Consider the following 26,026-nt stretch of genomic DNA (forward strand, 5'->3'; position numbering starts at 1 on the left):
GCTCATGACAGGACTTCAGGCACTCACCGAAAAAGAAAAGGAGACGTTGCGCCTTCTCGTCGATGGCCATGATGCGAAATCGATGGCGCGGCACCTGGGATTGTCGGTCCACACGATCAACGAACGGCTCCGCGATGCGCGGCGCAAGATGTCGGCGTCCAGTAGCCGGGAGGCCGCCCGGCAACTGCGCGAGATGGAAAGGGCAGACCCCCAATTTTTGGCGGACAGGCATTTGGGGGATGCGGCCGCCCCTGCCGGGATGGGAGAGCCCCGGACATCAGCTCGGACGCGTCGCCTGTCGCGCCGCGTCGGCTGGATAGCCGGAGGAATCATCATGTCGATCAGCCTTGCCCTGTTTGCTTTCGCGTCCCTGTCGGGGACACCCCAAACGCCCGCCGCGCCAGAGCCGGCCGCTTCCGTTTCCGAAACCGCCGCGGTGCAGGCGGCGCGGCAGTGGCTTGCCCTGACCGACAAGGGCGACTGGAACGGCAGCTGGAATGCGACGGGGCAGGCGTTCAAATCGCTCAACACCAGCGAGAGGTGGGCGGACGTGTCGCGGTCGGTTCGCACCCCGCTCGGCGCGCTCGTCTCGCGTAGTTTGATCGGCGAGGAATATGTTCCCGCGCCGCCTTACGGCTATCAGGTCGTGAAGTTCAGGACGAACTACGCGAACAAGGCCGGGGCGATCGAAACGCTGTCGCTGGTTCGCGAAGGGAACGAATGGCGCGTGGTGGGTTGTACGATCGAGTAGGGGAACGGGTAGTGGATTGGGCGACGGCAAAGCCGCCGCCTGAGCCTGCCCCCGCGACGGCGGGGGGCAGACCTCGGCCCGTCAGTACATATGTTGCCCGCCGTTGATGCTCATCGTCGACCCGGTGACGAACCCCGCATCCTCACTGCACAGGAAGGCGACGCCGCGCGCGATTTCGTCGGCTTGGCCGAGGCGCCCGACCGGAATTTTCGCGACGATTTTTTCGAGCACCTGCGGCGGGACGGCGGCGACCATGTCGGTGTCGATATAGCCCGGCGCGATCGCGTTGACGGTCACGCCCTTCTTGGCGCCTTCCTGTGCCAGCGCCTTGGTAAAGCCGTGGATGCCCGATTTCGCGGCGGCATAATTGACCTGGCCATATTGGCCGGCCTGGCCGTTGATCGAGCCGATGTTGACGATGCGGCCCCAGCCGCGCTCGACCATGCCAGGGAAACAGGCCTTTGCCATGTTGAAGCAGCCGCCGAGGTTGACGCGCATCACATCGTCCCAATCGGCGTAGCTCATGCGCGACAGCGTGCCGTCGCGCGTGATGCCGGCATTGTTGACGACGATGTCTACGGGTCCGAATTTCTCGGTCACGGCGATGCAGCCGTCGACGCACGCCTGATGATCGCCGACATCCCATTTCATCGCGGCGATGCCGGTGCGGTCGGTAAATTCGCGCGCCTTTTCGTCATTGCCACCATAGTTGGCGACGACGGTGACGCCCATCTCCTTCAGCTTGAGGCTGATTGCTTCGCCGATCCCGCGGCTGCCGCCGGTGACGATTGCTACGCGTGCCATAAATTCACTCTCCCACGTGATTATGGCACCATGACTAGGCCGCGTCGGCGCGCGCCGCAAGTTTACCGGAACGTCAATCGCAAAGCTATTCAGGGGGTTTAGTGGCTCACCTGCACCCGCAGTTTCGAAAAATCTCCGATCGCAAGGTCGGCCTTGTCGATCGTCACGACCAGATTGTCGCAGTCGCCGAACCGCCGGCTCATCAGTCCGCTGGTCGGCAGTTCAAGCAAAACCGCTTCGCGCTCCTCGTCATAATCAAGGATGTGGCGAAACGGCTCATGCCCCATCGCCGCCATCTCGCGGTCGGCCAGCTCGCGCCACCAGGGTTCGAAAAAGGCACGGGCCGGCGCGGGAAGATTTTCAGGATTGGCGCACCAGGCGTGCTTCGCGCGATCGAACAACATCGTCTGATAATCATGCACCCACAGATTCGCATCGGCGCGGTGCGTCGTCAGCGGCAGGGTGATCGTCTCGATACGCTCGGCGCCCGTTTCGGGATCGACCGTGGCAATCGCCTTGACCCAATGGATCGCGTGCAGCCCCGCCATCACCGCCGTCGCGTCGCTGGCCGAGAAGTCGGCGCGCGCCGCGCTGTCGTGGACAATCGCGATAATCTCTTCGGCGCGCTTGCGCGCTTCATAATTGATCGCGGCGCGCTGTTCCATTTCGGCGATATCCGCGGCATCTGCGCCCGGCGTCGGCGCGGCTTCGGGCGTCAGCCGATCGAGCCGCATTTCGAGCAACGCGACCATCGCGGTCATGCTGCCCCAGTCGAAGGGGTGGAATGCCGGATCGGCGATGTCGTAGCCGCGATCGTAGAGCGTGGCGCCAGGTTCGCCCGGATCGGCTTCGCTGCGCGGATCGGCATCGCCCGGGCCGATGGCGACCAGATCGACGGGCCATTCGGGAAAGGCGCGCACCGCGAACGGCGCAAGGTCGCCAAGAGCCAGACCGCCGTGCGGGCCGAACCATCCTTCCGGGTCGTTGAGCGTGTAGGGCGGCGCGACGGGCATGCCGGGATCGCGCAGGTGAAGGACGCACATGTCATAGCGGCGGCGGTGGATGAAGAAGGCGAGCGCGCCGTGGCGTGGTCCCAGCCCGCCCCACAGGCCCTGAGGGAGGTCGGCGCAATTGATCTGCGCGAGGAAATCGGCCGGCTGGTCGTCGATCTTTGGCCATTCCATGCCTGCGGGGAGACGCGGGCGGCCGCCGAGCCAGCTGTTCGTCGAGATCGCGTCGCGCGGCGGAATTTGGGGAACGAGGCGAAGCGACACCTCCTCGACGTCGATTTTCTCGGCGCGGTGGGCGGCTCTCTCGACCTCTAGAGCGATCGATTCGAGCGCGACATCGTCCGGATCGATAGCCGCGGCGGGTTGGGGTTCGGACCCATATTCGTCGTCGGCCGGTATTTCGAGCGGCGTCTTGCGGCTGATCCGTGCGAGCCGCGATGGCGAGATTTCCACGTCGGGTTCGGGCGCGGCTTTGCGCGGCAGTTTTGGCAGGCGGATTTCGCGCGGCGTTCGTGGTTCGCGGGGCGCGCGCGGCGCCTGTGGTTCGCGGGGTTCGCCGGGCGCGGCGGGTACGGTCCGCGATCGCCGCGACCACCAGATGGCAAAGCCGATTATTGCCAGAAAGGCCAGCGTGGCCACGGCCAGCGCCCACCCCAGCAATTCGAGCTCGGTCATCACATATCTCCAAATTGGTGCGGCTCATGCCTTTTCGGCGCCGCGCCGGAGCAATTTAGCGCATGGACCTAAACAGTTTGTAAGCAGCCGCGATTCAAAGCCATCCCGCCAGTTCGCGGCGTACCAGCGCCTCCAGCATCGCCATGCCGGGCGCGTCGGCGTTGAGGCAGGGGAGGTAAGCGAACCGCCGGCCGCCCGCGGCTTCGAATTGCTGCTTGCCGCGGATCGCCAGCTCTTCGAGCGTTTCGAGGCAGTCGGCGGCAAAGCCGGGGGCGAAGATCGCGACGCTCTTCCCTTGCTTTCCGAGCGTTTCGAGCAGCGTGTCGGTCGCGGGTTCGAGCCATTTGGCGCGTCCGAAGCGCGACTGGAACGCCACCTCGACCGGACGGCCGAGCGCATCCGAAAGCAGACGCGCGGTTTTGCGGGACTGGCAATGATAGGGATCGCCGAGGTGAAGCGTCCGTTCGGGCATGCCGTGAAAGCTGGCGAGCAGCACATCGGGGGTGAAATCGAGCGCGGCGAGCCCGCCCTCGACCGACTGTTTGAGCGCATCCAGATAAGCGCCATCGTCGTGATAGGGCGGCAGGAAGCGGATCGCTGGCTGCCAGCGCAGCGTCTGCAGATGCTTGCCGACGGCATCGACCACCGTCGCCGTCGTCGCGGCGCAATATTGGGGATAAAGCGGCGCGACAAGGATATGGCGGCAACCCGCCGCCATCAGTGCGTCGATTGCCGGACCGATCGCCGGCTTGCCGTACCGCATTGCGTGGGCGACCTGCACCGCTTCGCCGAATGCCGCTTGCAGGGCTTGGCTTTGCGCGCGCGTGATCGCGGCGAGCGGCGAGCCGTCATCGGTCCAGACCTGGGCGTAGGCGTGCGCCGACTTTTTCGGCCGCGTCGTAAGGATGATGCCGCGCAGGATCGGTTGCCACAAGATCTGCGGGATTTCGACGACGCGGCGGTCGGACAGGAATTCCGCCAGATATCGGCGCACCGACGGCGCATCGGGCGCGTCGGGGGTGCCGAGGTTGACCAGCAGCACGCCGATACGGGGTGCGGCGACGGGCGGATGATCGGGGGGCAAGGTCATAATGGGTGCGCCGAGAGGGGCAGGCGTCGGACGCGCCGGCCGGTTGCGGCGAACATCGCGTTGGCGATCGCGGGCGCAACAACAGGCACGCCGATTTCGCCGAGTCCGCCGGGCTCGCGGTCGCTGTCGATGAATTCGACCAGGATCTGCGGCGTCTGCGACAGGTCGGGGAGGCCGAGCTGGCCGAGCTTGCGCGCGGTTGCGAGGCCGCCTTCATAATCGGTCGTCGCGCCGACCGCGGCGGCGAGGCCGAATATCAGCCCGCCCTCGATTTGCTGCCGCGCGATCGCCGGGTTCACCAGCCGCCCGGCGTCGACCACCGCGACCAATTGCTCGACCTGCAGCCCGCCCTCGCTCTGCCTTGCGGTCGCCATCAGCGCGATATGGCTGCCGCGCATCGAATGGCAGGCGAGCCCCTGCGTCGTCCCCGACAATCCGCCTTCCCAGCCGCCAAGGCTGGTCGCGGTGAGCAGGCAGCGCGCGAGCAGCGGCGCGTTGCCGAGCATCGCGATGCGATAGGATAAAGCATCGGTTCCGGCGCGCGCCGCCAGTTCGTCGACGAAACATTCGGTGAAAAAGGCTGTGTAGCTATCGGCATTGCCGCGCCAGCGCCCCGTCGGCAGGCCGATATCGGCGGGGCAATGGTCGACCGCCATATTCGGGATGGCATAGCTGCTCGCCGCACCCTCGACTGCGGCGGCGTCGGATCGGCCCGCCGCCGCGCGCTGTGCGATGTCGGCCGGCATATTGTCGAACAGCCGGTCGCGAAATTCATGGTTGGTTGGCGGCACTGCGATGCGCGTCACCAGCGCGTCGATCCCGCCCGCGGCGTTGAGCGTCGCGGTCAACTTTGCGCGCGCCGGCGCGCGCGGAGGCAGACGCATGATCTCCTCGGCGCGCGACCAGGCGAGTTGGACTGGGCGTTTGACTTGCAGCGCGATGATCGCAGCCTGGACGGCGACGCTGTGGTCGAGACAGGCATCGAACGATCCCCCCGCCATCATCGGGAACAGCGTGACATTCGCGGGCGCCAGCCCGGTCGCCCCGGCGATGGCGTCGCGGCACTGCGCGGGAGCCTGCGTCGCAACCCAGACGCGGAGGCCGTCCCGGTCGGGCGCGGCGGTCGCGGTGCGCGTTTCGATGGGCGCGTGGACTGCGGGCGCGACGGCATATTCGGCGGAGATTTTCCGCCGCCCCTCCATCGCCTCGGCGACGTCGCCTTCGCTTGCGATGCGATAGCCGTCGTCTTTCAGCGCCGCCTTCAGCGCCGTGTTGATGCGGTCGGTCGATATCGGCGAACCTTCGGTCTCGAACACCGGCGCGAAGCGGTCGAGCGCGCGGTTCGCGGCCCACCAGTTGCGCGCGACCGCCGCGACCCAGCGTGCATGCGTCACGACATGCAGCAGGCCCGGCGAGGCGAGACCCTGCTTGCGGTCGATGCTTTTCAGCGTCGTCGCGCCGAGCGGGCCCTGGCGGATAGCCGCAAACACCATGTCGGGCAGGCGGATGTCGCCGGCATAATTGGCCGACCCGTCGATCTTGGCGGGCAGGTCGAGCCGCGTCAGTTCCTTGCCGTAGAGCGGGTCCGAACTGCTCGCGCGGTAAACGGGTTCGGCAGGCGGTTCGAGCAGCGCGGCGGCGGCCGCGACGTCTCCGAAACGCAGCCTTTTCTGACCATGGGTGACGAAACCGTCCTGCGTGTCGCATTCTTCCCAGTCGGCGTCCCAACGATTGGCGGCCGCCATCATCAGCAGCGCGCGCGCCTGCGCCGCAGCGGCGCGGCACGGCGCCTCGAACATGCGCACCGACGAGCTGTTTGCGGTGAGCATCACCGCATGGCGCACGGCCCATTCGCGGCGCGCCCAGCTGCGCACGTCGGACACGAAATCGGGAACGCCTGCGCGCGGGGTAAACACCGCGCTATCCTCGTCGACGAGCAGCGTGTTGGTATAGAGCGGGTTGATCGGCGCACTTTCGACCGCGATCGTGCGCCAGTCGGCGCCGAGTTCGTCGGCCATGATCTGCGGCAGCAGTGTCGTGACGCCCTGACCCATCTCGCATTGCGGGACGATCGCGCTGATATGGCCGTCGTCGCCGATCTTCAGGAACGCGTTGAAGATATGCTCGTCGGGGGATGCGGTCAGGTTCGGCTGATAGTCGCGCGGCCACAGGCTCCACGCGATGGCCAGTCCGCCCGCCGCGGTCGCGCCGATGAGCAACGAACGGCGGCTGACGTCCGGCAGGCGCGATTTATCTTTCCCCACTATGTCGCGAATGCCGGCCATCGCCGACGCTGATAAGCGGCGTGAGTCGGGAGGGCAAAGGCTTTTGCGTTACCAGCCCCAGGGGGCGGGCGGCGGCGTCACCGGCTTCGCATAATCGAACGCCACGCGGAAATGGCGTCCCGGCCGATCGAGGCCATAGGTGAAGCCCGCCGATGTCGTTTCGATGGACCAGATGTTCGTGTTCGAAACGCTGCGGCCGGTCGCGGTGAACATGGCGATCGATTCGGCGTCGACGGGGAAGGTCTGCCGCGCGGCCGTTCCGGCATCGGCGGTGTCGCCGCCATAAAGCGTGGTCGCGTCGGGCTTGCCGTCGGCGTGGCGATGATCGTGCTTGAGGCGGAGGCCCGTGGACGTCCGGGTGATGATCCAAGTGCGCGACCGGTCCCAGTCGCCATCGGGGCCGAGTCCGTCGATGTGAAAGGGGATTTCGATTCGGTCGCTCGTGCAATGGCGGATATGCATCACCATCGCCTTGCCGTGCATCTCGGCATCGGCTTCCTGATCGCTTGCAAGGCGGCCGGCATAAGCCTTGCCGCAGCGCGCCGATAGAGCGGCGAAAAAATCGTCCTGCGGCGTCGTGGCGGTCGGCGTCGTCGCGCATCCTGCGAGTGAGGCCGCCATGAGCAGCGGCAACGCGGACCTCACTTCAGCAGGCCGAGCCGCGGGATTTCGATCTTGGGACAACGGTCCATAACGACGGTCAGTCCTGCGGCTTCGGCGCGCTTCGCTGCGGCCTCGTTGATGACGCCGAGCTGCATCCACACGGCCTTGGCGCCATGGACGATCGCTTCGTCGACCGCGGTTCCGGCGTCGTCGCTGTTGCGGAAGATGTCCACGATTTCGGCCGGCGGTTCGACATCTGCGAGGGTCGCGACCACGGGTGCGCCGTGAATCGTCGTGCCGGCATGACCCGGGTTGACCGCGATCACATTATGTCCCTGCGCGACCAGAAAGGCGAGAACGCCGTTCGACGCGCGCGCGGGGTTGGGAGAGGCGCCCACCACCGCGATACGGCGCTTTTGCCCGAGCAGTTCGCGAATCTCGGTTTCGTCGTTGATCGCCATCATCGCCCCTTTCGTGTGGTCAGCCACTCGGCGACCTTCGCCGCTATCGCATGGAACGGCTCGCCCGCCGGGTCGGTTCCGGCCGCGGGCGGGACGCCGCCGTCGCTCGCGAGGCGGATGCCCATCGAAAGCGGAACGCGGCCGAGGAAGTCGAGGCCCATCGTCTTTGCTGCGGCCTCGGCGCCGCCGCTGCCGAACGGGTCGCTGACCTCGCCGCAATGCGGGCAGGAATAGCCCGCCATATTCTCGACCAGCCCGATGATCGGCACCTCGGCCTGTTCGAACAGGCTGACCGCGCGCGTCGCGTCCATCAGCGCGAGATCCTGCGGCGTCGACACGATCACCGCGCCCGCGGGCTTGTGCTTCTGGATCATCGTCAGCTGGACGTCGCCGGTACCGGGGGGCAGGTCGACGACGAGCGTGTCGATGTCGCCCCAGCTGGCGTCGACCAGCTGTTCGAGCGCCTTGCCCGCCATCGGACCGCGCCAGGCGATCGCCTGTCCGGGCGCCGCGATCTGCCCGGTCGACAGCATCGGCACGCCATAGGCGTTGGGGACGGGGACGAGTTTCGATCCGCGCGATTCAGGTTTGATATTTTCGCTGTCCATCAGGCGGGGCTGCGACGGCCCATAAATGTCGGCATCGACTAGTCCGACCTTCACGCCCAGCCGCCGCAGCGCGACCGCGAGGTTTGCGGCGAGGGTCGATTTGCCGACGCCCCCCTTGCCGCTGCCGACCGCGATGATCGTCATCGTCTTTTTCTCGGCAGTCATCGCGATGCGGACCTCGCGCACGCCGGTTTCGGCGAGCAGGCCGGCGCGGAGCTTGTCTTCGAGCGGTTTGCGCGCTTCGACCGCGAGCCCCGACACATCGAGAACGACGGCGAGCAGGCCCATATCGTCGAGCAATCGCAGCCCCGACGCGCGCCCCTCGCTCAATTGGGCTGCGGCTGCTGTCAGGCGGGCGATATCGGCGCTTTGTTCGGTCATGTCCGCGCCAGATAGGCATGATCGGCGCGTTTGCCAGCCATTTTCGCGCGCACCCCCTGTTAATCGCGCCCGTGGCCCCTATAAAAGCAATATGAACGACAAGATTGACGGCAGCATGGATCGCCGCAGCCCGAGGGGATTGCGGCAATTTTTCGATTCGATCAGCCAGATGGCGAACAGCCCGTGGGGCAGCCCCGGCAAGGGCGATGACGACGGGAAGGGCGACGGCAAGCGTCCCGGCCCGCGGAACCCGTGGGTCACCCCCGATCCGGCCGACCAGCGGCGCGCGCAAAAACCGCGCGGCCCCTCGGCGCTCGACGAATTGCTGCGCAAGGGGCGCGGCGGTTTCGGTGGCGGCGGTTCGGGCGGCGGAAGCCAGTTCGATTTCGGCGATTCGGCAAAGCTCTGGAAGTGGGTGGTGCTTGCCCTCGTCGTTGCGTGGGTGCTGTTCTCCTCCTTCCACATCGTGCCGCCCGAAAAGGAAGGCGTGATCACCCGCCTCGGCAGCTACTCGCGCACCGTCGGCCCCGGCGTGAAACTGACCTGGCCCGCGCCGATCGAGCGCATTCGGCTCGAGGACGTCCGTGCGATCCGCACGATGGCGATCGGCTCGCCCAATGCCACCGACGAGAATTTCGTGCTGACCCGCGACCAGAGCATCGTCGACCTTGCCTATGAGGTCCGCTGGTCGGTGCGCGATCCCGAACTCTTCTTCTTCCAGCTCGCCGATCCCGAAGGCACGATCCGCGAAGTCGCGGAAAGCGCGATGCGCGCCACGGTTGCGAACTTCGACCTCGTCCAGGCGATCGGCCCCGGCCGCGTCGAGATCGAGGCGCAGGTCCAGCAGCGCATGCAGGAATTGCTCAACCAATATCGCGCCGGCGTGATGATCCAGGGCATCGCGATCCGCCAGGTCGACCCGCCGAGCCAGGTCGACGAAGCCTTCAAGGAAGTCACCGCGGCGCGGCAGGAACGCGAATCGGCGATCAACCTCGCGCGCGCCTATCAGCAGCAGGTGCTCGAACGCGCGCGCGGCGACACATCGGCGTTCGACCAGATCTATGCGCAATATCAGCTGGCGCCCGAAGTGACGCGCAAGCGCCTCTATTATGAAACGATGGAGAATGTGTTGTCGAACGTCGACAAGACCGTTGTCGAAGCGCGCGGGGTGACCCCCTATCTGCCGCTCAATGAAGTGCAGAGGCGGATTCCCGCCACGCCGCCTGCCGCTGCGACGAAGGGAGGCGAATGATGTTTAATTCGCTGTTCCAGAACCCGATGCGGCTGCTGTTCGGCGCCGTCATCCTTCTCGTCATCCTGTCGCAATCGCTGGCGATCGTGCCCGAGGACAAGCAGGCGCTGATCCTGCGCTTCGGCGAGATCGAGCGCACGGTGAACCGCTACAAGCCGAACGAGGAATTCGGCCGTTCGGGCGCCGGCCTTGTCCTGCGCGTGCCGTTCACCGACGGCATCCAATATATCGACAAGCGCATCCTCGGCGTGAACATGGAGCGCCAGCAGGTGCTCTCGACCGACCAGCAGCGCTTGCAGGTCGACGCTTTTGCGCGCTTCCGCATTACCAACCCGGTGCGCATGTACACCGCGATCCGGACCGAGGATAAATTGCAGGCGCAGCTCGCGACGATCCTCGGTTCGTCGCTGCGCAACGAGCTGGGCAAGCGCACCTTTGCCACCCTGCTGTCGCCCGAGCGCGGCGCGGTGATGGACAATATCCAGGTCGCGCTGAACCGCGAAGCGCAGAAATATGGCGCCGAGATCATCGATGTGCGGATCAAGCGCGCCGACCTTCCCGAAGGCGCGACGCTCGAGGCGGCGTACAACCGCATGCGCACCGCGCGCCAGCAGGAAGCGATCTCGATCCGCGCCGAAGGGCAGAAGGAAGCGCAAATCATCCGCGGCAGCGCCGATGGCGAAGCGGCGCGCATCTATGCCGCCAGCTTTGGCAAGGATCCCGAATTCTATGATTTCTACCGGGCGATGCAGAGCTATCGGCAGACCTTCCTCGGCGAAAACAACCAGGGCGGGACGTCGATCATCATGTCGCCGGACAATGAATATCTGAAACGGTTCAGCGGCGGTTGATGCGGCCGGCTGCCGGCTGAACGGAACAGGCAGGCGCTGTTCATGTTCAATCGCCGTTCAGCCAGTTCGCCGCAGATAGCCGCGGCCGGGGCAGATAAGTTTTTTTCGAGAACGAAAAGGAATTTCGATCGTGCGTTATGTTTATGGCATCACTTCGGCCTTGCTGGCGGGTGGCACCGCGCTGGCGCTGGTCACCCAGTCCCCCGTCGGGGCGCAGGTCGCGCAAAATGAGAAGAGCGAAATCGCCAAGGTCGTGCCGCGTTCGGGCGCGCCCGAAAGCTTCGCTGACCTGGTCGAGCAGCTCCAGCCCGCAGTGGTCAACATCTCGACCAAACAGGAAGTCACGCTCGGCGTCCGGCTCAACCCCTTCGCCGGCACGCGTGAGCCGATCACGCAGGAACAGCAGGGCGGCGGATCGGGATTCCTGATTTCGGCCGACGGCTATATCGTCACCAACAACCACGTCATCTCGGGCGGTCCGCGCGGCGAAGAAGTGAACCAGGTCACGGTGACGCTGACCAACCAGAAGGAATATAAGGCGACGATCGTCGGCCGCGACGTCGCATCCGACCTCGCGCTGCTCAAGATAGAGGCGAGCGGTCTGCCGTTCGTCAAGTTCGCCGACAGCAGCACCGCGCGCGTCGGCGACTGGGTCGTTGCGATCGGCAATCCGCTCGGGCTCGGCTCGACGGTGACCGCGGGCATCATCTCGGCGGTGCAACGCAACATCGGCACCGGCACCGCCTATGACCGCTATATTCAAACCGATACTGCGATCAACCGCGGCAACTCGGGCGGTCCGTTGTTCGATCTGAGCGGGAATGTCGTCGGGATCAACAATATGCTGATCTCGCCCGTCGGCGCGAACATCGGCGTCAACTTCGCCATTCCCGCCGATGCGGCTATTCCCGTGATCAACGCGCTGCGCGCCGGCGAAAAGGTTCAGCGCGGCTATCTTGGCATCGGCATCGCGCCCGTCGACGAGGATCTCGCGGCGGCGCTCGGCCTGCCCAAGGACCGCGGCGAATTCATCCAGCGCGTCGAACCCGATCAGGCGGGTCAAAAGGCGGGCCTGAAGCGCGGCGACGTCGTGACCAAGGTCAACGGCAAGGACGTCACGCCGCAGCAGACGCTGTCGTACATCGTGTCGAACACCAAGCCTGGCACGCGCATTCCGCTCGAAATCATTCGTGACGGCAAGACGATGACGATCCAGACCGTCGTCGGAACGCGTCCGCCCGAGGAAACGCTGACCGGCAGCAATTTCGATCCCGAAGAAGAACAGACGGTTCCCGAGGATCCGACGGGCGCCGCCGACAAGGCGATCCAGGAAGAGTTGGGACTGTCGGTGCAGGTGGTGACGCCCGAAATCGCGCGCGCGGTCGGGGTCGACGCCGGCACCAAGGGGCTCGTGGTCGGTGCGGCATCGGCGAACAGCGACGCGGGCCGCAAAGGCCTGCGCCGGGGCGACGTGATCCTTAGCGCCAACCGCACGCCGGTCACGACGAGCGAGGCGCTGGCCAAGGCGGTCGCCGACGCGAAAAAGGCGGGCCGCGATGCGGTGCTGCTCGAAATCCTGCGCCGCGGCGGGCCGTCGGCCTTCGTCGCGATCCGCGTGAAATAGGCTTCGGCTTCTCACCCATCAATCGGGGCGCCGCACCTTCGGGTCCGGCGCCCTTTTTGTTTGCCTCGTGCCGCCCATGTTCATACTATGTTCCCATAACAACGAGTCGGGAGAATGATGATGATTGGCTATGTGACGCTGGGCACGAAGGATCTCGCCAAGGCGGCGGAATTTTATGACGCGATTGCCGCCGAACTCGACACGCCGCGCATGATGGAATTCGACGGCTTCATCGCCTGGGGCAAGCCGGGCGGCGGCGCGGGCATCGGGCTGACCAAGCCCTTCGACGGCAATGTTGCAACGGTCGGCAACGGCGTGATGGTCGCGCTCGAGGCAAAGGACAAGGACCAGGTCCACCGCCTCCACGAGATCGCGCTGGCGCATGGCGGCAGCTGCGAAGGCCCCCCGGGACCGCGCGGCGAAGGCTTTTACGCGGGCTATTTCCGCGACCCCGACGGCAACAAGCTCAACGCCTTCATCATGGGATGAGCGGGCGCGCGCGGAACGTCGGTTTTGGGGTGGGGAGCGGACATTCCCCCTCTCCCAAGGGGAGAGGGCTTTATGGCCGCAACCGGTCGTTTCCCGCCACTTCGTCATCCCGGACCTGATCCGGGATCCACGGCGGCGCTGAAGTCATGGACCCCGGATCAGGTCCGGGGTGACGATGAGGGGGATATCCTCCCTGTCGCAGCGATGGGGGGGGGGCGCCGCGAAGCGGTGGTGGAGGGGCTGCGATGGTGCGCCATTAGCCCCTCCGTCAGCGCTTCGCGCTGCCACCTCCCCATGGCTCCGCCACAGGGAGGATTTATGGCAACGATTGCTCGAAACCGGCCTCACGCTTCCCGCAGCAAGGGCCAATGCTCCAGCCATTTTTTGGATTTCCGTCGCTCGTCGTAAACGGCGCGCTTCAGGTCCACGAAAGACGACGTCGGACGCAGGATCAAGCCGAACAGATCGTCGGCGCCCAGCGGCGCGGCAACCTCGCAATGGTCGGCATCATAGCGTCGCGCCGCAACGGCGGTTGCTGTCTCGGGCCAATGGCGCATCGCATCGGCGGCGGAAGCATAGGGCGGGTCGCCGTTGCGGATGTGCATGCGCGCCTGGTTCTTGACCGACCAGACGACCGAGGGCGCGATCGCCGCCAGCCGCGCCTCGTGGAGCCGATCGAGCGCCGGGTCGATTCGGTCGGGGTCGTACCAGATCACGTCGACATCGCGATCGGGCGGTGACGGCGGGCGCTGGTGCCGATGATCCCAGACCGCGTTTCTGACAAAACCGGCTGCGATCCAGCAGTCGGGCAGTTCGAGCGCCGCAACCGCGCCGAGCAGGTACCAGCGAAGCCGGTCGGCGCGCAGAATAGAAATGATATCGGCCTCGGCTGCGCTCATCTGCGGGAAGATAGCGCGCCGGGCCGTGTCTGAATATGGCCGCGGCGACGGTTCCTTCGGCTGGCGGGCAGCGACAGCGGCTTTCCTACAATATCGCGCCATGATCTATGCTGCCGGATGACTCGATCCGACACCCTTGCCGTCGCGCCCCTATCGCGTTTGGGCACCGACCGTGCGATCCGCCAAAGCCACACAAGACATATGTCTCGTCCGTGCATGCGGGGTTTTTGTGGCGTTAGCGCCGGCGGCTGCAACTCTGCCGTGCCGTCGCGCGACGCGAATTCCGAGTGAAGTTCGGCAGTTTTGGGCCGTTTTCCGCTTTTGGCCTCGGCGCCGGTTTGCCGATTGCCTGGACTCTCCCGCCGCTCTAACTTCGACGCAGCATTTCAAGGTGGAGGATAGCGGGTGAGCGACGGCAGTACGGCAAGCGAAATCTATATCGGTCTTGGCGGGGGCGGCGCTGCCGACGGGCCGCGCCAGTCGCTCGTGCTCAAGCGCGCGAACCGTCACGGGCTGATCGCTGGTGCGACGGGCACGGGCAAGACGGTGACCTTGCAGGGCCTCGCTGAGGGCTTTTCGGCGGCCGGCGTCCCGGTATTCGTCGCCGATGTGAAGGGCGACCTTGCCGGCATGGCGATGGCGGGCAGCCCGACGGCGAAGGTCCATGAACCCTTTTCGAAACGCGCCGCCGAGATTGGCGATACCGACTGGGCGTATCGCGACAATCCGGTGATCTTCTGGGACCTGTTCGGCGAGCAGGGGCATCCTGTCCGCACGACGATTTCCGAAATGGGCCCGTTGCTGCTCGCGCGGCTGATGGGGCTCAACGAGGTGCAGGAAGGCGTGCTCGCAATTGCGTTTCGCGTCGCCGACGAACAGAATCTGCTGCTGCTCGATCTGGGCGATTTGCAGGCGATGCTCGTCTGGTGCGCTGAAAACGACGACGAACTCACGACCAAATATGGCAATGTGTCGAAGGCGACCGTCGGCACGATCCAGCGGCAATTGCTGACGCTCGAAAGCCAGAGCGGCGCCAATTTCTTCGGCGAACCCGCGCTCGATATCATGGACATGATCCGCACCGACGAAAATGGCCGCGGCTATGTGAACATTCTCGCCGCCGACAAGTTGATGGCGAGCCCGAAACTCTATGCGACCTTCCTGCTCTGGATGCTGAGCGAGATGTTCGAGACGCTTCCCGAGGTCGGCGATCCCGACAAGCCGAAGCTCGTTTTCTTCTTCGACGAGGCGCACCTGTTGTTCGACGATGCGCCGCCCGCGCTGACCGAAAAGATCGAACAGGTCGTGCGCCTGATCCGTTCAAAGGGCGTCGGCGTCTATTTCGTCACGCAAAACCCGATCGACGTCCCCGAAACGATCGCGGGCCAGCTCGGCAACCGCGTCCAGCACGCGCTCCGCGCCTTCACCCCCCGCGACCAGAAAGCGGTGAAGGCGGCCGCCGAAACCTTCCGCCCGAACCCCAAGATCGATGTCGCGCGCGAGATTACCGAACTCAAGGTCGGCGAGGCGCTGGTGTCGCTGCTGATGCCCGACGGCGCCCCGTCGCCGGTCGAACGCACTTTGATCAAGCCGCCCTGCTCGCGCGCGGGGCCGCTCGACGCCAAGGAGCGCGCGATCATCAAGTCGATCTCGCCCGTCGAGGGCAAATATGACACCGCCGTCGACCGCGAGAGCGCCGAGGAACTGCTCGCCGCCAAGGCCGAGCAGGCGCAGGCTGCTGCGATCGAGGCGAAGGCGCAGGCCGAAGCCGACAAGCAGGCCGCGATCGCCGCCAAGGAAGAGGCGAAGCGCAAAGCGGCCGAGGAGCGCGAGCGGCTGCGGCTCGAAAAGGCCGCCGCGCGCGAGGCCGCGAAACCGAGCTTCGCCGAAAAGATGGTGCAATCGGCGGCGCGCTCGGCAGCGACCAATCTCGGCCGACAGGTCGCGGGCAAGTTCGGCGGCCAGTTGATGCGCGGGATATTGGGCAGCCTGTTCAAGTGACGGCAGGAGACGGCAGGATTAGCCCTCCCCCAAATCGTCACCCCGGTCTTCGCCAGGATGACGATAGAGAGCCGCAAGGATAAGGCCACGATGATGACGCAGCGCTGGCTCCTGCCTACTTCGCCTTCAGCCAGCTGGCGACTTCACCCTTGATCCGCGGGCGGCTGACGCTGCGTTCCTTCAGCGACGCCAGCGTCTTGTCATAGGGCTTGCGCACGTCGGCGGGCAGCGGCGCCGCGATCCGTTCGAGCTTGGCGATCATCGCCGGGTCGTTCGACGCGGCGGCGAGGCCCGCGAGGAAACGCGCGCGCGCCGAGGCGTCGATCAGCCGGTCGACCGCGGCCTGGTTGGCCTGCGCGAAATCGACCGCGAGTTCGGGGTGGTTTTTCGCGACCGCGCCGATGATCCCGGCGCTGACGGTCTTGCCCGGCTCGTCGGTGAGCGCGAGGTCGAGCGCGCGCTTCGCCAACGCCGCATCCTTCGCATTGCCGAGGAAGGTGTAGAAGGCGCTGCGCTCGACCGCCGATTTCGATCCCTTCGCCATGGCGCGCAGCTTGGCCCATTCGCCCTCGTTCGCGTTCGCCGCCACGATGTCGAGCCAGCGCGATTTCAGCGGACCGTCGAGCGCCGCGGGATTGCTGTCGAGCAATGCGAAGCGGCGGCGCGCCTCGGCGAGCACTTTGGCGTCGCCCAGCGTCCCGAGCGCGCCAAGCAGGTCGGAACGCAGGATGCTGTCGAGCGCGGGCTCGCTGGGGCGTGCATCGAAGCCGAGCCGCTGCATCGCCGGGCCGAGCGCCGCGCCGCCGCGCGCGGCGATCTGCTTCTGCACTGCGGGCTGGTCGTCGAACATGGCGTAGAGCGCCGCATAACGTCCTGCCGCGTCGCCCAGCAGCTTCTGGCTCGCATCCTGCGGCGTCGCTGCGAGCAGTTCGAGCGCGGCGCCCATCGGCTGGTAGCCGGCATAGGCGAGCGCGAAATTGTCGCCGAGCAGCCCGAGCTGGTCGATCGGGGCAAGCGTGGCGAAATCGCCGCGGAGCGCGGTCAGCGCCGCGGGCGAATAGAGGGTGCGGTAATAACCCGCCTGCCCCGCATTGATCAGCACCGCGCCACAGCCGGGCAGGGTCAGCCGTCCGCTCCCGCCCGAAATCACCTGCCGCGTGACCGCGCCCTGGCCGACGCGCGCGAGGACCGGCACCTGCCAGCGGCGATTTTCGGCGTCGATGCCCTGCTTGCGATCGCGCGAAAATTCGGCCTGCGTCAGTTCGACGGTCGTGTTGCCGCCCGCGCAGGTCACGGCGCCGACGCGGAGCAGCGGGATGCCCGGCTGGTTGGTGAAATCATGCGCGATCGCGGTCAGCCCCTTTGCGCCCGCCGCCTCGACCGCGTTCCACAGATCGTCGGTGCGCGTGTTCGCATATTTATGCTTTGCCATGTAGGTGCGCAGCCCTTCGCGCCACACATTCTGGCCGGCATAGGCCTCGAGCATCGTGATCACCGCCTCGCCCTTTTGGTAGGTGATCGCGTCGAACGCCTGGTTGGTATCCTCGACGGTGCGGATCGTCTGGACGATCGGGTGCGTCGTCGCAAAGGCGTCGAGCGCCATCGCGCCCTCGCGGCCGCCGACGCGGTCGAGCAAAGGCTGCCAGTCGGGGTGGAAATGGTCGCTCGCCTTGGTTTCCATCCAGCTCGCGAAGCCTTCGTTGAGCCAGAGATCGTCCCACCACGCCATGGTGACGAGGTCGCCAAACCATTGGTGCGCGACCTCATGCGCCTGCGTCGAATAGATCTGCTGGCGCACCGCATCGCTGGTGATTTTCGGATCGTCGAGCAGGATGCGCTCGAAGGTGAAGATCGCACCCCAATTTTCCATTGCGCCGAAAAATTGCGACTGGCCCGGCCCCGCGACATTGTCGAGCTTGGGCAGCGGATAGGGCTGGCCGAAATAATCGCTGTAATAGCCGAGCAGGGGGCCGAGGCTGTCGAGCGCGAAGCGCGCCTGCTCGCCCGACCCCCTGGGCGACACGATGCCGACCTGTGGGCCGCTCTCGCTCTTCGCCGCGAGCCGCTCGAAATTCCCGGTTGCGAAGAAGAGTAGATAGGACGACATTTTGGGCGAGATCTGGAAGGTCACCTTTTTCTTGCCCCCCGCGACCGGCGTTTCGCTCGTCACGGGCATGTTGCTCACCGCAAGGTCGCCCGCAGGGACGGTTGCCGAGAGGGTGAAGGTCGCCTTGTAGCTCGGCTCGTCGAAGCTCGGAACGAAGCGCCGCGCGTCGGGCGCCTCGAACTGAGTGAACAGCCCGCGTACCTCGCTCCCCGTGGCCTTGTCGGGATAATCGAGCGCGAAAAGCCCATTCGCCTGCGTGTTGATCGTGCCGGTATAGCGCGTTGTCAGACGGTATTTGCCGGGCGCGAGCGACGCGGGGGCGGTGAAGGTCGCGGTCTGCGCGGCGGCGTCGATCGCGACGGTGAGCGGGACCGCCTTGCCGTCTGCACCGGTCAGGCTCGCGCTCGCGAAGCTGAGGTCCAGCGCGTTCAGCGTCAGCGTTGCGGAGGGTTCGTAAAGTTCGAGGTCGATTCCAGCCTCGCCGGCGAAGCGCAGCGCCTTGGCGTCGGGCGTCACGCTGATGTCGTAATGCACCGGCCGCGCGATGCGCGGCAGCTGGCTTGGCACGCCGACATCGAGCGGCGCGCCGGCGAGCGCGGGCGCCGCGGCGACCGGCATAGGGGATTCGATCCCCGGCTGCGCGGCGCAGGCGGCGAGGCTGAGCGACGAGACGGCGGCGGCAAGCAAATGACGAGTCGAATATTTCATGGATGCGATCCCCGGAATGATTTGTCGGTCCGGCTAGGCGCATGCGCCGCCCCCTGCAACGCCCCCTTTCGGCAGGCCGTCGTCTGGGCTCGACAGACGGCGCGCGATGCGGCAGCTTGGGTTGCATGACAAAACCCATATTGCCTGGAGAGGTAGCCGCCGCCGTCGTCGACCCCGTCGCATACGGCAATTGGGATCCGCTGCACGAACAGCTCACATGGGCGCGTGCGAACATGCCGCTGGGCGTTGCGGAGAATCACGACCACGACCCCTTCTGGCTGGTGACGCGCCACGCCGACATCATGGCGATCAGCCGCGATCCGCAACGTTTCGCGAACGGCATCCGCCCGACGGTGCTGACCAACCGCGACGGCGAGGCGCTGGCGCGCGCGGCGACGCCGAACAATGACGGGCACCTGATCCGCTCCCTGGTCCAGATGGACGCCCCCGACCATATGAAATATCGGCTGCTCACGCAGAGCTGGTTCATGCCCAAGAATCTCAAGATCGTCGAAGAGCGCATCCGCCAGATCGCGCGCGAGACCGTCGACCATATGCTCGAACAGGGTGGGACATGCGATTTCGCGCGCGACGTCGCGGCGCATTATCCGTTGCGCGTCATCATGGACATTTTGGGTGTGCCGCCCGAAGACGAACCGCGCATGCTGATGCTGACCCAACAGCTATTCGGCCCGACCGACCCCGAGCTGAACCGGAGCAGGGAAGCCATCACCAGCGCCGAACAGGCGATCGCGATGCTCGATTATGTCATCGCCGATTTTACGCAATATTTCGGCGCGCTCACCGCCGATCGCCGCGCCAATCCGCGCGAGGATATCGCGACGGTGATCGCCAATGCGACGATCAATGGCGAGCAGATCCCCGACCGCGAAATGTCGGGCTATTATATGATCGTCGCGACCGCGGGGCACGACACCACGAGCGCCTCGACCGCGGGTGCGATGATGGAACTCGCGAAAAACCCGGCGCTGTTCGAACGTTTCCGTTCCGCCGACAGCGACAAGGCCGGGCTGATCGAAGAGGCGATCCGCTGGACGACGCCGGTCCAGCATTTCATGCGCAGCGCGAAAGAAGATGTCGAAATCGGCGGGCAGACGATCCGCGAAGGCGACTGGCTGATGCTCAACTATGTCTCGGCCAATCGCGACGAAGGCGTGTTCGGCGAACCCTTTGCCTTCAATCCCGACCGCGAGAAGAATCAGCAGATCGCTTTTGGTTTCGGGGCGCATGTCTGCCTTGGCCAGCATCTCGCGCGCATGGAGATGCGCATATTGATGGAGGAATTGCTGCCGAAGCTCAAAAGCGTCGAACTGGCGGGCGAGCCCGCGCGCGTCGAATCGGTGTTCGTCGGTGGATTGAAACGTCTGCCGGTCCGGTTCGAGGCCGCCTAGCCGGGCCCGCCACTTTTTCGACGATGGAACAAACGCCTGTCCGCCGCGTTTCAAAGCGGCTGTCAAAGGAGTTTTCGATGATTCTCTGGAAAAAAGTTGCGGTTTCGTTTGCTGCCATGTCGATGATTGTTTCGCCGGTGGCCGCTTCGGCTGCGCCGCGTGCTCTGTCCGTTGTCGACGATCAGAACGAGCTCGAAGGCGGGAGCTGGATTGCGATCGTGCTGGGGCTCGCCATCGTTGCTGGCGGCGTGTGGCTGGCGGTCGATAGCGACGACGATCCGGTTAGCCCGTAAACACCCCCCGATAATTCGGCCCGGCTAAATTTTCTCGGCCGGGAAGAAGCGCGCGACGACCTCGCTCGCCAGTCGTGCGGGGCGCAGCGTTTCGGCGTCGATACAGCACCAGCTCGACTTTACCTCGGCAAGCACATCCTCTCCGCGCTTGATGACCGTTTCGTAAAAGGCGCGCGCGCCTTGAACCTTTTCGAGGATGACGGTCGCGATGACCTGATCGTCGAGGAAGGCCGGGCGGCGATAGGTAATCTCGTGCTTCAGCGCGACCCACAAATGCGCCGCGACCGCGTCGGGCGGCGCGATGTGGCGCCAGTGCGACAGCACCGCTTCCTGCACCCAGCTGAGATAATGGGCGTTGTTCACATGGCCCATGAAATCGATCTGGTCGGAGCCGACGGCGATCGCATGGTCGTGCGGAAGAGAAGCGATGTTCATATCGCTGACACTAGTGTCAATATTTTGTGACGGAAAGATGAATTATCACCGTCGAAGAGAGACGGCCCCGGCCGCCTCAAACTAGCCTCTTCCGCGATAAGGCGCGACGCCCTGATCGGGGAGCCACAGGCCGGCGGGCGGGGCGCCCGATTGCCAGAAGACGTCGATCGGGATGCCCCCCCGCGGATACCAGTAACCGCCGATGCGCAGCCAGCGAGGCTGCATCTCGTCGAACAGGCGGCGGCCGATGCCGACGGTGCAATCTTCGTGGAAGCCCGCATGGTTCCGAAAACTGCCGAGGAAGAGCTTCAGGCTCTTCGATTCGACGATCGTTTCGCCGGGCGCATAATCGATGACGAGATGCGCGAAATCGGGCTGGCCGGTCACTGGGCAGAGCGAGGTGAACTCGGGCGCCACGAAGCGCACGAGGTAAAGTTCGCCGGCGCGCGGATTGGGCACATAATCGAGGACGGCCGCCTCGGGAGCGGCAGGAAGTTCGCTGGATTGGCCGAGATGTTTCGGCGCCAGCGGCGTGGGGCTGGAATCGGTCATGGAAAGGCTCTAGTGCGCAGCGCGGCCGATGTCACCGATCTCGTTGGACGGAAGCGGCCGGGTTCAGCGCCAATTCAGCGGCGCAGACACTATATTTGGTTCGAGGTCGCGGAAGAAGAATGACGAACGGAAAAACGGGGCAGGGAAGCAAGGCGGCGTCGTTGCCGCTGACCGCGCTCGCGCTGATGCTGGCTGGTGCAACGCCCGTTCGTGCACAGGACACCACGCCGACTCCGGCGCCTTCCTCCTCCCGCCCGCTTGATTTTCGTCTTCCCCCCGCGCCCGACGATGGCCGCACCCCGGGGGTGCAGGGACCGTCGGACAATGGCCTGCCACCGGTTGCGCCCGGTGAACGCCGCGGTCAGCCGAGGCCCACCCCAGCACCAACCGCGGCACAACCCGCCTCGCCGCCGCGCGTGACGCCGACGCAGCCCACGACGGGTGCGACGCCTGTGCCAGCACCGGCCCGCCGCGATACGCCCGCGACGGCCGCCCCGCGCGCCACGCCTGCACCCGACACCGCAGCGCCTGCGCTTCCGGCCGCGACCGAAAGTTCGGTGCTGCCGCCGCCCGATCCGACCGCCACGTCCGTCGCCCCTGCGACAGATGCAGCGCCGGTTGCTGTAGACGAGATATCGCCGGCCCCGACGCCGACACCTACCCCGTCGGGCATGCCGCTTTGGGCCTGGCTGCTCGCTGCGCTGGCCGCGCTTGGCGCCGGTTATTGGTACTGGCGCCGCCGCACGGCACTCGCCGGACCGGCCATCGATGAGGTCGATGAGGCGCCGCGACCCGTCGCCCCGCGCCCCGCGACTCGCACCGCCGCGACGCAGCCCAAACCTGCCGCGCCGCCGGCGCCTCGCCCCACTGCTCCGCAACCCGCGCGCGCGCCGGCGCCGGCGCCCCAACCCCAGGCCGCCCACCCGCTCGTTACCCGGCCGGCCGGCGAGCAGCGCGCCGTCGTCGGCATGGCACTCGACATTCGCAGCATTCGCTTCGCCGCCGATCATGTCGCGGTCGGCTTTGCGCTCAACCTGCTCAATCAGGGTACCGCGCCCGCGACGGGCATGATGGTCCGCATCGCGCTCAACCAGGGATCGGCGATGACCGAGCCCGTGCTCAGCCGCTTCTTCGACGGCGCGGGGGGCAGTGTGCTGCGTGACGATATGATGCTGGCGGTCGGCGCGGGCGAGGAATTGTCGACCGAGGTCATGCTGCCGCGCGCCACGATCGAGCCGCTGATGATCGGGGGCAAGCCGATGCTCGTCCCCGTTATCGTGTTCGACGTGACCTATCATTGGGATGGCGAGGGCGACGCCTTTGGCCAGAATGCGGGCAGCTTCGTGCTCGGCCGCGAACAGGGCGGCAGCGGCAGCGACAAGCTCGCGCCGCTGCCGCTCGACCGCGCAACCTATAGCGTCGATCGGCCCGCGGCGCGCGCGACGGCGATCAAGCGCTCCCAATAGTTTTGGCTCAAAACGGCACCGCTTTTTTGTTGCGGTGCAGCATCGGCTGAGGCACATCTCCACCGCGCTTGAAAAAGCGCGGGGCGGGGCATAGGCTGACTGTCCCCGGAAAGAAGCCACAGCAGGATGGCCGGGATAGGGACAGGCAAAGACTCCCGACCGGCCGCAACAGGAGCATGACATGGACGCCTTGGTCTCAACCGACTGGCTGGAACGCGAACTGGGGGCATCGGACCTGCGGGTCGTCGATGCGACGAAATTTCTTGAGGCCGATCGCGACGCGCGCGCCGAATATGAGGCGGGCCACATTCCCGGCGCGGTGTTCATGGACCTCGCCGAGCTGACCGATCCGTCGAGCGACGTCGACAATATGGCGCCGCAGGCCGAAAAATTCGCGAGCCGGATGCAGTCGCTCGGCCTCGGCGATGGCAGCCGGATCGTGCTTTACGACGACAGCCCGCTGAAAAGCGCGGCGCGCGGCTGGTGGCTGCTCAAGCTGTTCGGCGCGCATGATGTCGCGCTGCTCGACGGCGGCCTCGCCAAGTGGAAGGCCGAAGGTCGCGCGCTCGAAATGGGCAAGCAGACGCTGCGCCACCGTCATTTCACCGTGTGGCGCGATGCGAAGGCGGTGCGCACCAAGGAGCAGATGCTCGCAAACCTTGACAGCGGCGCCGAACAGGTCGTCGACGCGCGTCCTGCCGCCCGCTTCACCGGCGAGGAACGCGACCCGCGCGCCGGCGTTGCGCCGGGCCATATCCCGGGTTCGCGCAGCCTGCCGCACAGCGCGCTGTTCAACGCCGACGGCACCTGGAAACAGGGTGATGCACTCAAGGCGGCCTTCGACGCCGCCGGGGTCGATCTCGACAAGCCGCTCATCACGACCTGCGGCAGCGGAATGACCGCGACCGTTGTCGCCTTTGGCGCGCATCTGCTCGGCAAGGACGATGTCGCGGTTTACGACGGCAGCTGGACCGAATGGGGTGCCGATCCCGCGATGCCCAAGGCGACCGGCGCCGCCTGACGCCCGGCTGGCCCGAATATCCATCCGTCGAAGGGTGGATTTTGCCGGGTGCTCCGCTAACAAGGCGGGGATGAGCAAAAGCGACGATGACAGCCTCCGCCCTGCGACGAAACTGGTGCAGGGCGGGCGGCGGCCCGAATGGACCGGCGACCCGCGGCTTGGCGGCGGCGTTGTTAATCCGCCGGTTTGGCGCGCCTCGACGATCCTCTACGACAATATCGCCGATCTGAAGGCGCGCGGCCATGCGACGCACGACAAGCTCTATTATGGTCGGCGCGGGACGCCGACGGTGTGGGCGCTCGCCGATGCGTTGACCGGGATGGAGCCGGGCGCCGAGGGTACCTTGCTCTATCCGTCCGGGGTCGCCGCCAATTCGGCGGGATTGCTCGCGCTGTTATCGCCGGGCGATCATCTACTGATGGTCGACAGCGCCTATGAGCCGACGCGCGCCTTCTGCAATGGTATGCTCGCGCGGCTCGGTATCGAGACGAGCTATTATGATCCGCTTGTCGGCGCGGGCATCGCCGAACTGATCCGGCCGGAGACGAAGCTGATCTTCCTCGAATCGCCGGGCAGCCTGACCTTTGAGGTGCAGGATGTTCCCGCGATCGTCGCGGTGGCGCGCGAACGCGGCGTGCTGACGATGCTCGACAACACCTGGGCGACGCCCTTGCTCTTTCCCGCGCTGTCGCACGGCATCGACGTGACGATGATGAGCCTCACCAAATATGTCGGTGGGCATAGTGACGCGATGATGGGCTCGCTGACGGCGACCAAGGCGGTTTGGCCACGACTGCGTAGCGCGGCGTATCAGCTTGGCCAGGCGGTTTCGCCCGACGATTGCGCGCTGATCCTGCGCGGGCTGCGCACGCTCGATGTTCGGATGCGGCGTCATGGCGAGAGCGGCCTTGCGGTCGCGAGCTGGCTTGCGGGCCGCGGCGAGGTTGGCCGCGTGCTTCATCCCGCGCTGCCGGGCGATCCCGGTCACGCGATATGGTCGCGCGATTTCGGCGGCGCCAGCGGACTGTTCGGTTTCACGCTGAAGGGCGTTGACGAGGCAGCGCGGACACGCTTCATCGATTCGCTGGCGCATTTCGGCATCGGCTTCAGCTGGGGTGGCTATGAAAGCCTTGTCGTGCCGAGCAATCCGGAGACGATCCGCACCGCGACGACATGGACCGATCCCGACCCGCTCGTCCGCCTGTCGATCGGGCTCGAGGATGCCGCCGACCTGATCGCGGATCTCGAACGCGGCTTTTCCGCGATATGAGCGCCAGTGAAAATATTCGCGACGGGGTCGCCCGTGCCGTCGAGGTGATGAAGGCGATCGGGATCGATGTCGGTTCGTATCGCCTGTCGCTCTATGGTCTCTTCTCGACGCTGGTCGTCGCCGTGCTGCTGTATGTCGCGGTGCGGCTGCTGATGCGCGGAATAAAATGGCTGCTCCGCCGCAACACGCAGATCGACGCTACGCAGCGGCTGCTCACCGAAAAGCTGATCGCGATCGCGTTATTCGTTTTTGCGATGCTGTTCGGTATCGACCTGCTCGGTATCGACCTGACCGCGCTCGCGGTCTTTTCGGGCGCCGCGGGGCTCGCGATCGGCTTCGGTCTGCAAAAGACTGTCGGCAATCTCATCGCGGGGATCATCCTGTTGATGGACCGCTCGATCAAGCCCGGTGATATCATCGTGGTCGGCGACGGCAGTGCCATGGGCGGAACGACGCTGCCCGGCGGCATGCCGAACGTCGGGCGCGTTGCCCGAATCGGGGTGCGGGCGGTCAACGTCATTACCCGCGACGGCAAAAAACATCTGATCCCGAACGAACTGCTGATGACGCAGCCGGTCGAGAACTGGAGCTACGCCAGTCCCGAGGTGCGGGTGCGGATGCGCGTGCCGGTCGGTTATAACTGCGACCCGCGGCTGGCCCAGCGGCTGATGATCGAAGCGGCGACGACCAACCCGCGCATCTTGAACGAACCCGAACCCGCGGTGTGGATCACGGCGTTCGGTGAGCGCGCGGTCGAGCATGAGCTGCGCTACTGGATTTCCGACCCCGAGGCGGGGCTCGGCAATATCCAGGGCGAGGTGTTCCTGGGGATATGGGACCGCTTCAAGGAAGCCGGGATCGCCATTCCCTATCCGCGCCAGGACGTGCGGATTGTCGGGGCGCCGGATAAGGGCGAGACGCCCAAATCATAAGTGCGTCATTGCGAGGAGCCGGAGGCGACGCGGCAATCCAGGGCGC

At 65.9% G+C, this 26,026-nt stretch carries 23 protein-coding genes and 1 pseudogene; 13 read left to right on the plus strand and 11 right to left on the minus strand.

Annotated features, from left to right (window positions below):
• Window positions 1–4: 4 nt before the first annotated feature.
• Window positions 5–121: pseudogene (locus SKP52_RS27345) on the plus strand (LuxR C-terminal-related transcriptional regulator); the annotation flags it as partial.
• A gap of 213 nt (window positions 122–334) precedes the next feature.
• Window positions 335–751 (plus strand): DUF4019 domain-containing protein, encoded by a 417-nt coding sequence (locus tag SKP52_RS27350; protein WP_321164082.1) that lies wholly within the window; start codon window positions 335–337, stop codon window positions 749–751.
• An 81-nt stretch (window positions 752–832) separates the two neighbouring features.
• Here the strand turns inward: SKP52_RS27350 and phbB are convergent, their stop codons facing one another.
• From phbB to SKP52_RS00500, 7 genes are all read right to left on the minus strand, one after another.
• Window positions 833–1,555 carry an acetoacetyl-CoA reductase gene (gene phbB, locus SKP52_RS00470; RefSeq protein WP_039570483.1) on the minus strand — a complete coding sequence of 241 codons (723 nt, stop codon included), beginning with the start codon at window positions 1,553–1,555 and terminating at the stop codon, window positions 833–835.
• A 98-nt stretch (window positions 1,556–1,653) separates the two neighbouring features.
• Entirely contained in the window at window positions 1,654–3,240 is a 1,587-nt protein-coding gene (locus tag SKP52_RS00475; protein ID WP_039570486.1) for a DUF1963 domain-containing protein, read from the minus strand.
• A gap of 94 nt (window positions 3,241–3,334) precedes the next feature.
• Complete coding sequence (gene hemH, locus SKP52_RS00480) at window positions 3,335–4,330, minus strand: ferrochelatase (protein WP_039570489.1); 996 nt, start codon at window positions 4,328–4,330, stop codon at window positions 3,335–3,337.
• Entirely contained in the window at window positions 4,327–6,615 is a 2,289-nt protein-coding gene (locus tag SKP52_RS00485; RefSeq protein WP_052207675.1) for a xanthine dehydrogenase family protein molybdopterin-binding subunit, read from the minus strand. Before SKP52_RS00485 ends, hemH begins: the two co-directional genes overlap by 4 nt.
• Before the next feature lie 48 nt (window positions 6,616–6,663).
• On the minus strand, window positions 6,664–7,236 hold the full coding sequence (locus tag SKP52_RS00490; protein ID WP_052208795.1) for a hypothetical protein: 573 nt from the start codon (window positions 7,234–7,236) through the stop codon (window positions 6,664–6,666).
• Between the two features lie 20 nt (window positions 7,237–7,256).
• Window positions 7,257–7,679, minus strand: coding sequence for a CoA-binding protein (locus SKP52_RS00495; protein ID WP_039570496.1), 423 nt, complete (start codon window positions 7,677–7,679; stop codon window positions 7,257–7,259).
• On the minus strand, window positions 7,679–8,668 hold the full coding sequence (locus tag SKP52_RS00500; RefSeq protein ID WP_039570499.1) for an Mrp/NBP35 family ATP-binding protein: 990 nt from the start codon (window positions 8,666–8,668) through the stop codon (window positions 7,679–7,681). Before SKP52_RS00500 ends, SKP52_RS00495 begins: the two co-directional genes overlap by 1 nt.
• A 91-nt stretch (window positions 8,669–8,759) precedes the next feature.
• Between SKP52_RS00500 and hflK the strand changes: the two genes are divergently transcribed.
• The 4 genes from hflK to SKP52_RS00520 all read left to right on the plus strand — a co-directional run bounded on the left by hflK (window position 8,760) and on the right by SKP52_RS00520 (window position 12,884).
• A complete protein-coding gene (hflK, locus tag SKP52_RS00505) occupies window positions 8,760–9,920 on the plus strand; it encodes a protease modulator HflK (RefSeq protein ID WP_081997133.1) in 1,161 nt (386 codons plus the stop codon).
• Window positions 9,920–10,771, plus strand: a complete 852-nt coding sequence (gene hflC / locus SKP52_RS00510) for a protease modulator HflC (protein ID WP_039570502.1) — start codon at window positions 9,920–9,922, stop codon at window positions 10,769–10,771. Before hflK ends, hflC begins: the two co-directional genes overlap by 1 nt.
• Window positions 10,772–10,901: 130 nt before the next feature.
• Window positions 10,902–12,395, plus strand: coding sequence for a trypsin-like peptidase domain-containing protein (locus tag SKP52_RS00515; RefSeq protein WP_039570505.1), 1,494 nt, complete (start codon window positions 10,902–10,904; stop codon window positions 12,393–12,395).
• 120 nt (window positions 12,396–12,515) lie between these two features.
• Window positions 12,516–12,884, plus strand: a complete 369-nt coding sequence (locus SKP52_RS00520) for a VOC family protein (RefSeq protein ID WP_039579227.1) — start codon at window positions 12,516–12,518, stop codon at window positions 12,882–12,884.
• 344 nt (window positions 12,885–13,228) lie between these two features.
• Here SKP52_RS00520 and SKP52_RS00525 read toward each other — a convergent pair whose 3' ends face one another.
• Window positions 13,229–13,783 (minus strand): nucleotidyltransferase family protein, encoded by a 555-nt coding sequence (locus SKP52_RS00525; protein ID WP_039570508.1) that lies wholly within the window; start codon window positions 13,781–13,783, stop codon window positions 13,229–13,231.
• Window positions 13,784–14,188: 405 nt separating this feature from the next.
• Between SKP52_RS00525 and SKP52_RS00530 the strand changes: the two genes are divergently transcribed.
• Entirely contained in the window at window positions 14,189–15,784 is a 1,596-nt protein-coding gene (locus tag SKP52_RS00530; protein ID WP_039570511.1) for a helicase HerA-like domain-containing protein, read from the plus strand.
• A gap of 115 nt (window positions 15,785–15,899) precedes the next feature.
• On the opposite strand, the gene SKP52_RS00535 is transcribed toward SKP52_RS00530, so the two are convergent.
• Window positions 15,900–18,599, minus strand: coding sequence for a M1 family metallopeptidase (locus SKP52_RS00535; RefSeq protein WP_081997134.1), 2,700 nt, complete (start codon window positions 18,597–18,599; stop codon window positions 15,900–15,902).
• A gap of 125 nt (window positions 18,600–18,724) precedes the next feature.
• On the opposite strand from SKP52_RS00535, the gene SKP52_RS00540 reads away from it, so the two are divergent.
• Together SKP52_RS00540 and SKP52_RS00545 are read left to right on the plus strand one after the other, a co-directional pair.
• Window positions 18,725–20,011, plus strand: a complete 1,287-nt coding sequence (locus tag SKP52_RS00540) for a cytochrome P450 (RefSeq protein ID WP_039570515.1) — start codon at window positions 18,725–18,727, stop codon at window positions 20,009–20,011.
• A gap of 77 nt (window positions 20,012–20,088) precedes the next feature.
• The gene (locus SKP52_RS00545; RefSeq protein ID WP_148308968.1) at window positions 20,089–20,304 is read left to right on the plus strand and encodes a hypothetical protein; all 216 of its coding nucleotides are present in this window, start codon (window positions 20,089–20,091) and stop codon (window positions 20,302–20,304) included.
• 24 nt (window positions 20,305–20,328) lie between these two features.
• Here the strand turns inward: SKP52_RS00545 and SKP52_RS00550 are convergent, their stop codons facing one another.
• Window positions 20,329–20,739: an acyl-CoA thioesterase gene (locus tag SKP52_RS00550; protein WP_039570522.1), complete on the minus strand. Its 411-nt coding sequence runs from the start codon at window positions 20,737–20,739 to the stop codon at window positions 20,329–20,331.
• An 81-nt stretch (window positions 20,740–20,820) separates the two neighbouring features.
• Complete coding sequence (gene queF, locus SKP52_RS00555) at window positions 20,821–21,291, minus strand: preQ(1) synthase (protein WP_039570525.1); 471 nt, start codon at window positions 21,289–21,291, stop codon at window positions 20,821–20,823.
• 119 nt (window positions 21,292–21,410) lie between these two features.
• Between queF and SKP52_RS00560 the strand changes: the two genes are divergently transcribed.
• The 4 genes from SKP52_RS00560 (at window position 21,411) to SKP52_RS00575 (ending at window position 25,980) form a co-directional block, all read left to right on the plus strand.
• Window positions 21,411–22,757, plus strand: coding sequence for a hypothetical protein (locus tag SKP52_RS00560; protein WP_039570528.1), 1,347 nt, complete (start codon window positions 21,411–21,413; stop codon window positions 22,755–22,757).
• Between the two features lie 181 nt (window positions 22,758–22,938).
• Window positions 22,939–23,778: a 3-mercaptopyruvate sulfurtransferase gene (sseA, locus tag SKP52_RS00565; RefSeq protein ID WP_039570531.1), complete on the plus strand. Its 840-nt coding sequence runs from the start codon at window positions 22,939–22,941 to the stop codon at window positions 23,776–23,778.
• A 70-nt stretch (window positions 23,779–23,848) separates the two neighbouring features.
• On the plus strand, window positions 23,849–25,048 hold the full coding sequence (metC, locus tag SKP52_RS00570; protein ID WP_039570533.1) for a cystathionine beta-lyase: 1,200 nt from the start codon (window positions 23,849–23,851) through the stop codon (window positions 25,046–25,048).
• Entirely contained in the window at window positions 25,045–25,980 is a 936-nt protein-coding gene (locus SKP52_RS00575) for a mechanosensitive ion channel family protein (RefSeq protein ID WP_052207676.1), read from the plus strand. The genes metC and SKP52_RS00575 overlap by 4 nt, the downstream gene beginning before the upstream one ends.
• Window positions 25,981–26,026 lie beyond the last annotated feature (46 nt).

Source organism: Sphingopyxis fribergensis (assembly GCF_000803645.1).
GTDB lineage: Bacteria > Pseudomonadota > Alphaproteobacteria > Sphingomonadales > Sphingomonadaceae > Sphingopyxis > Sphingopyxis fribergensis.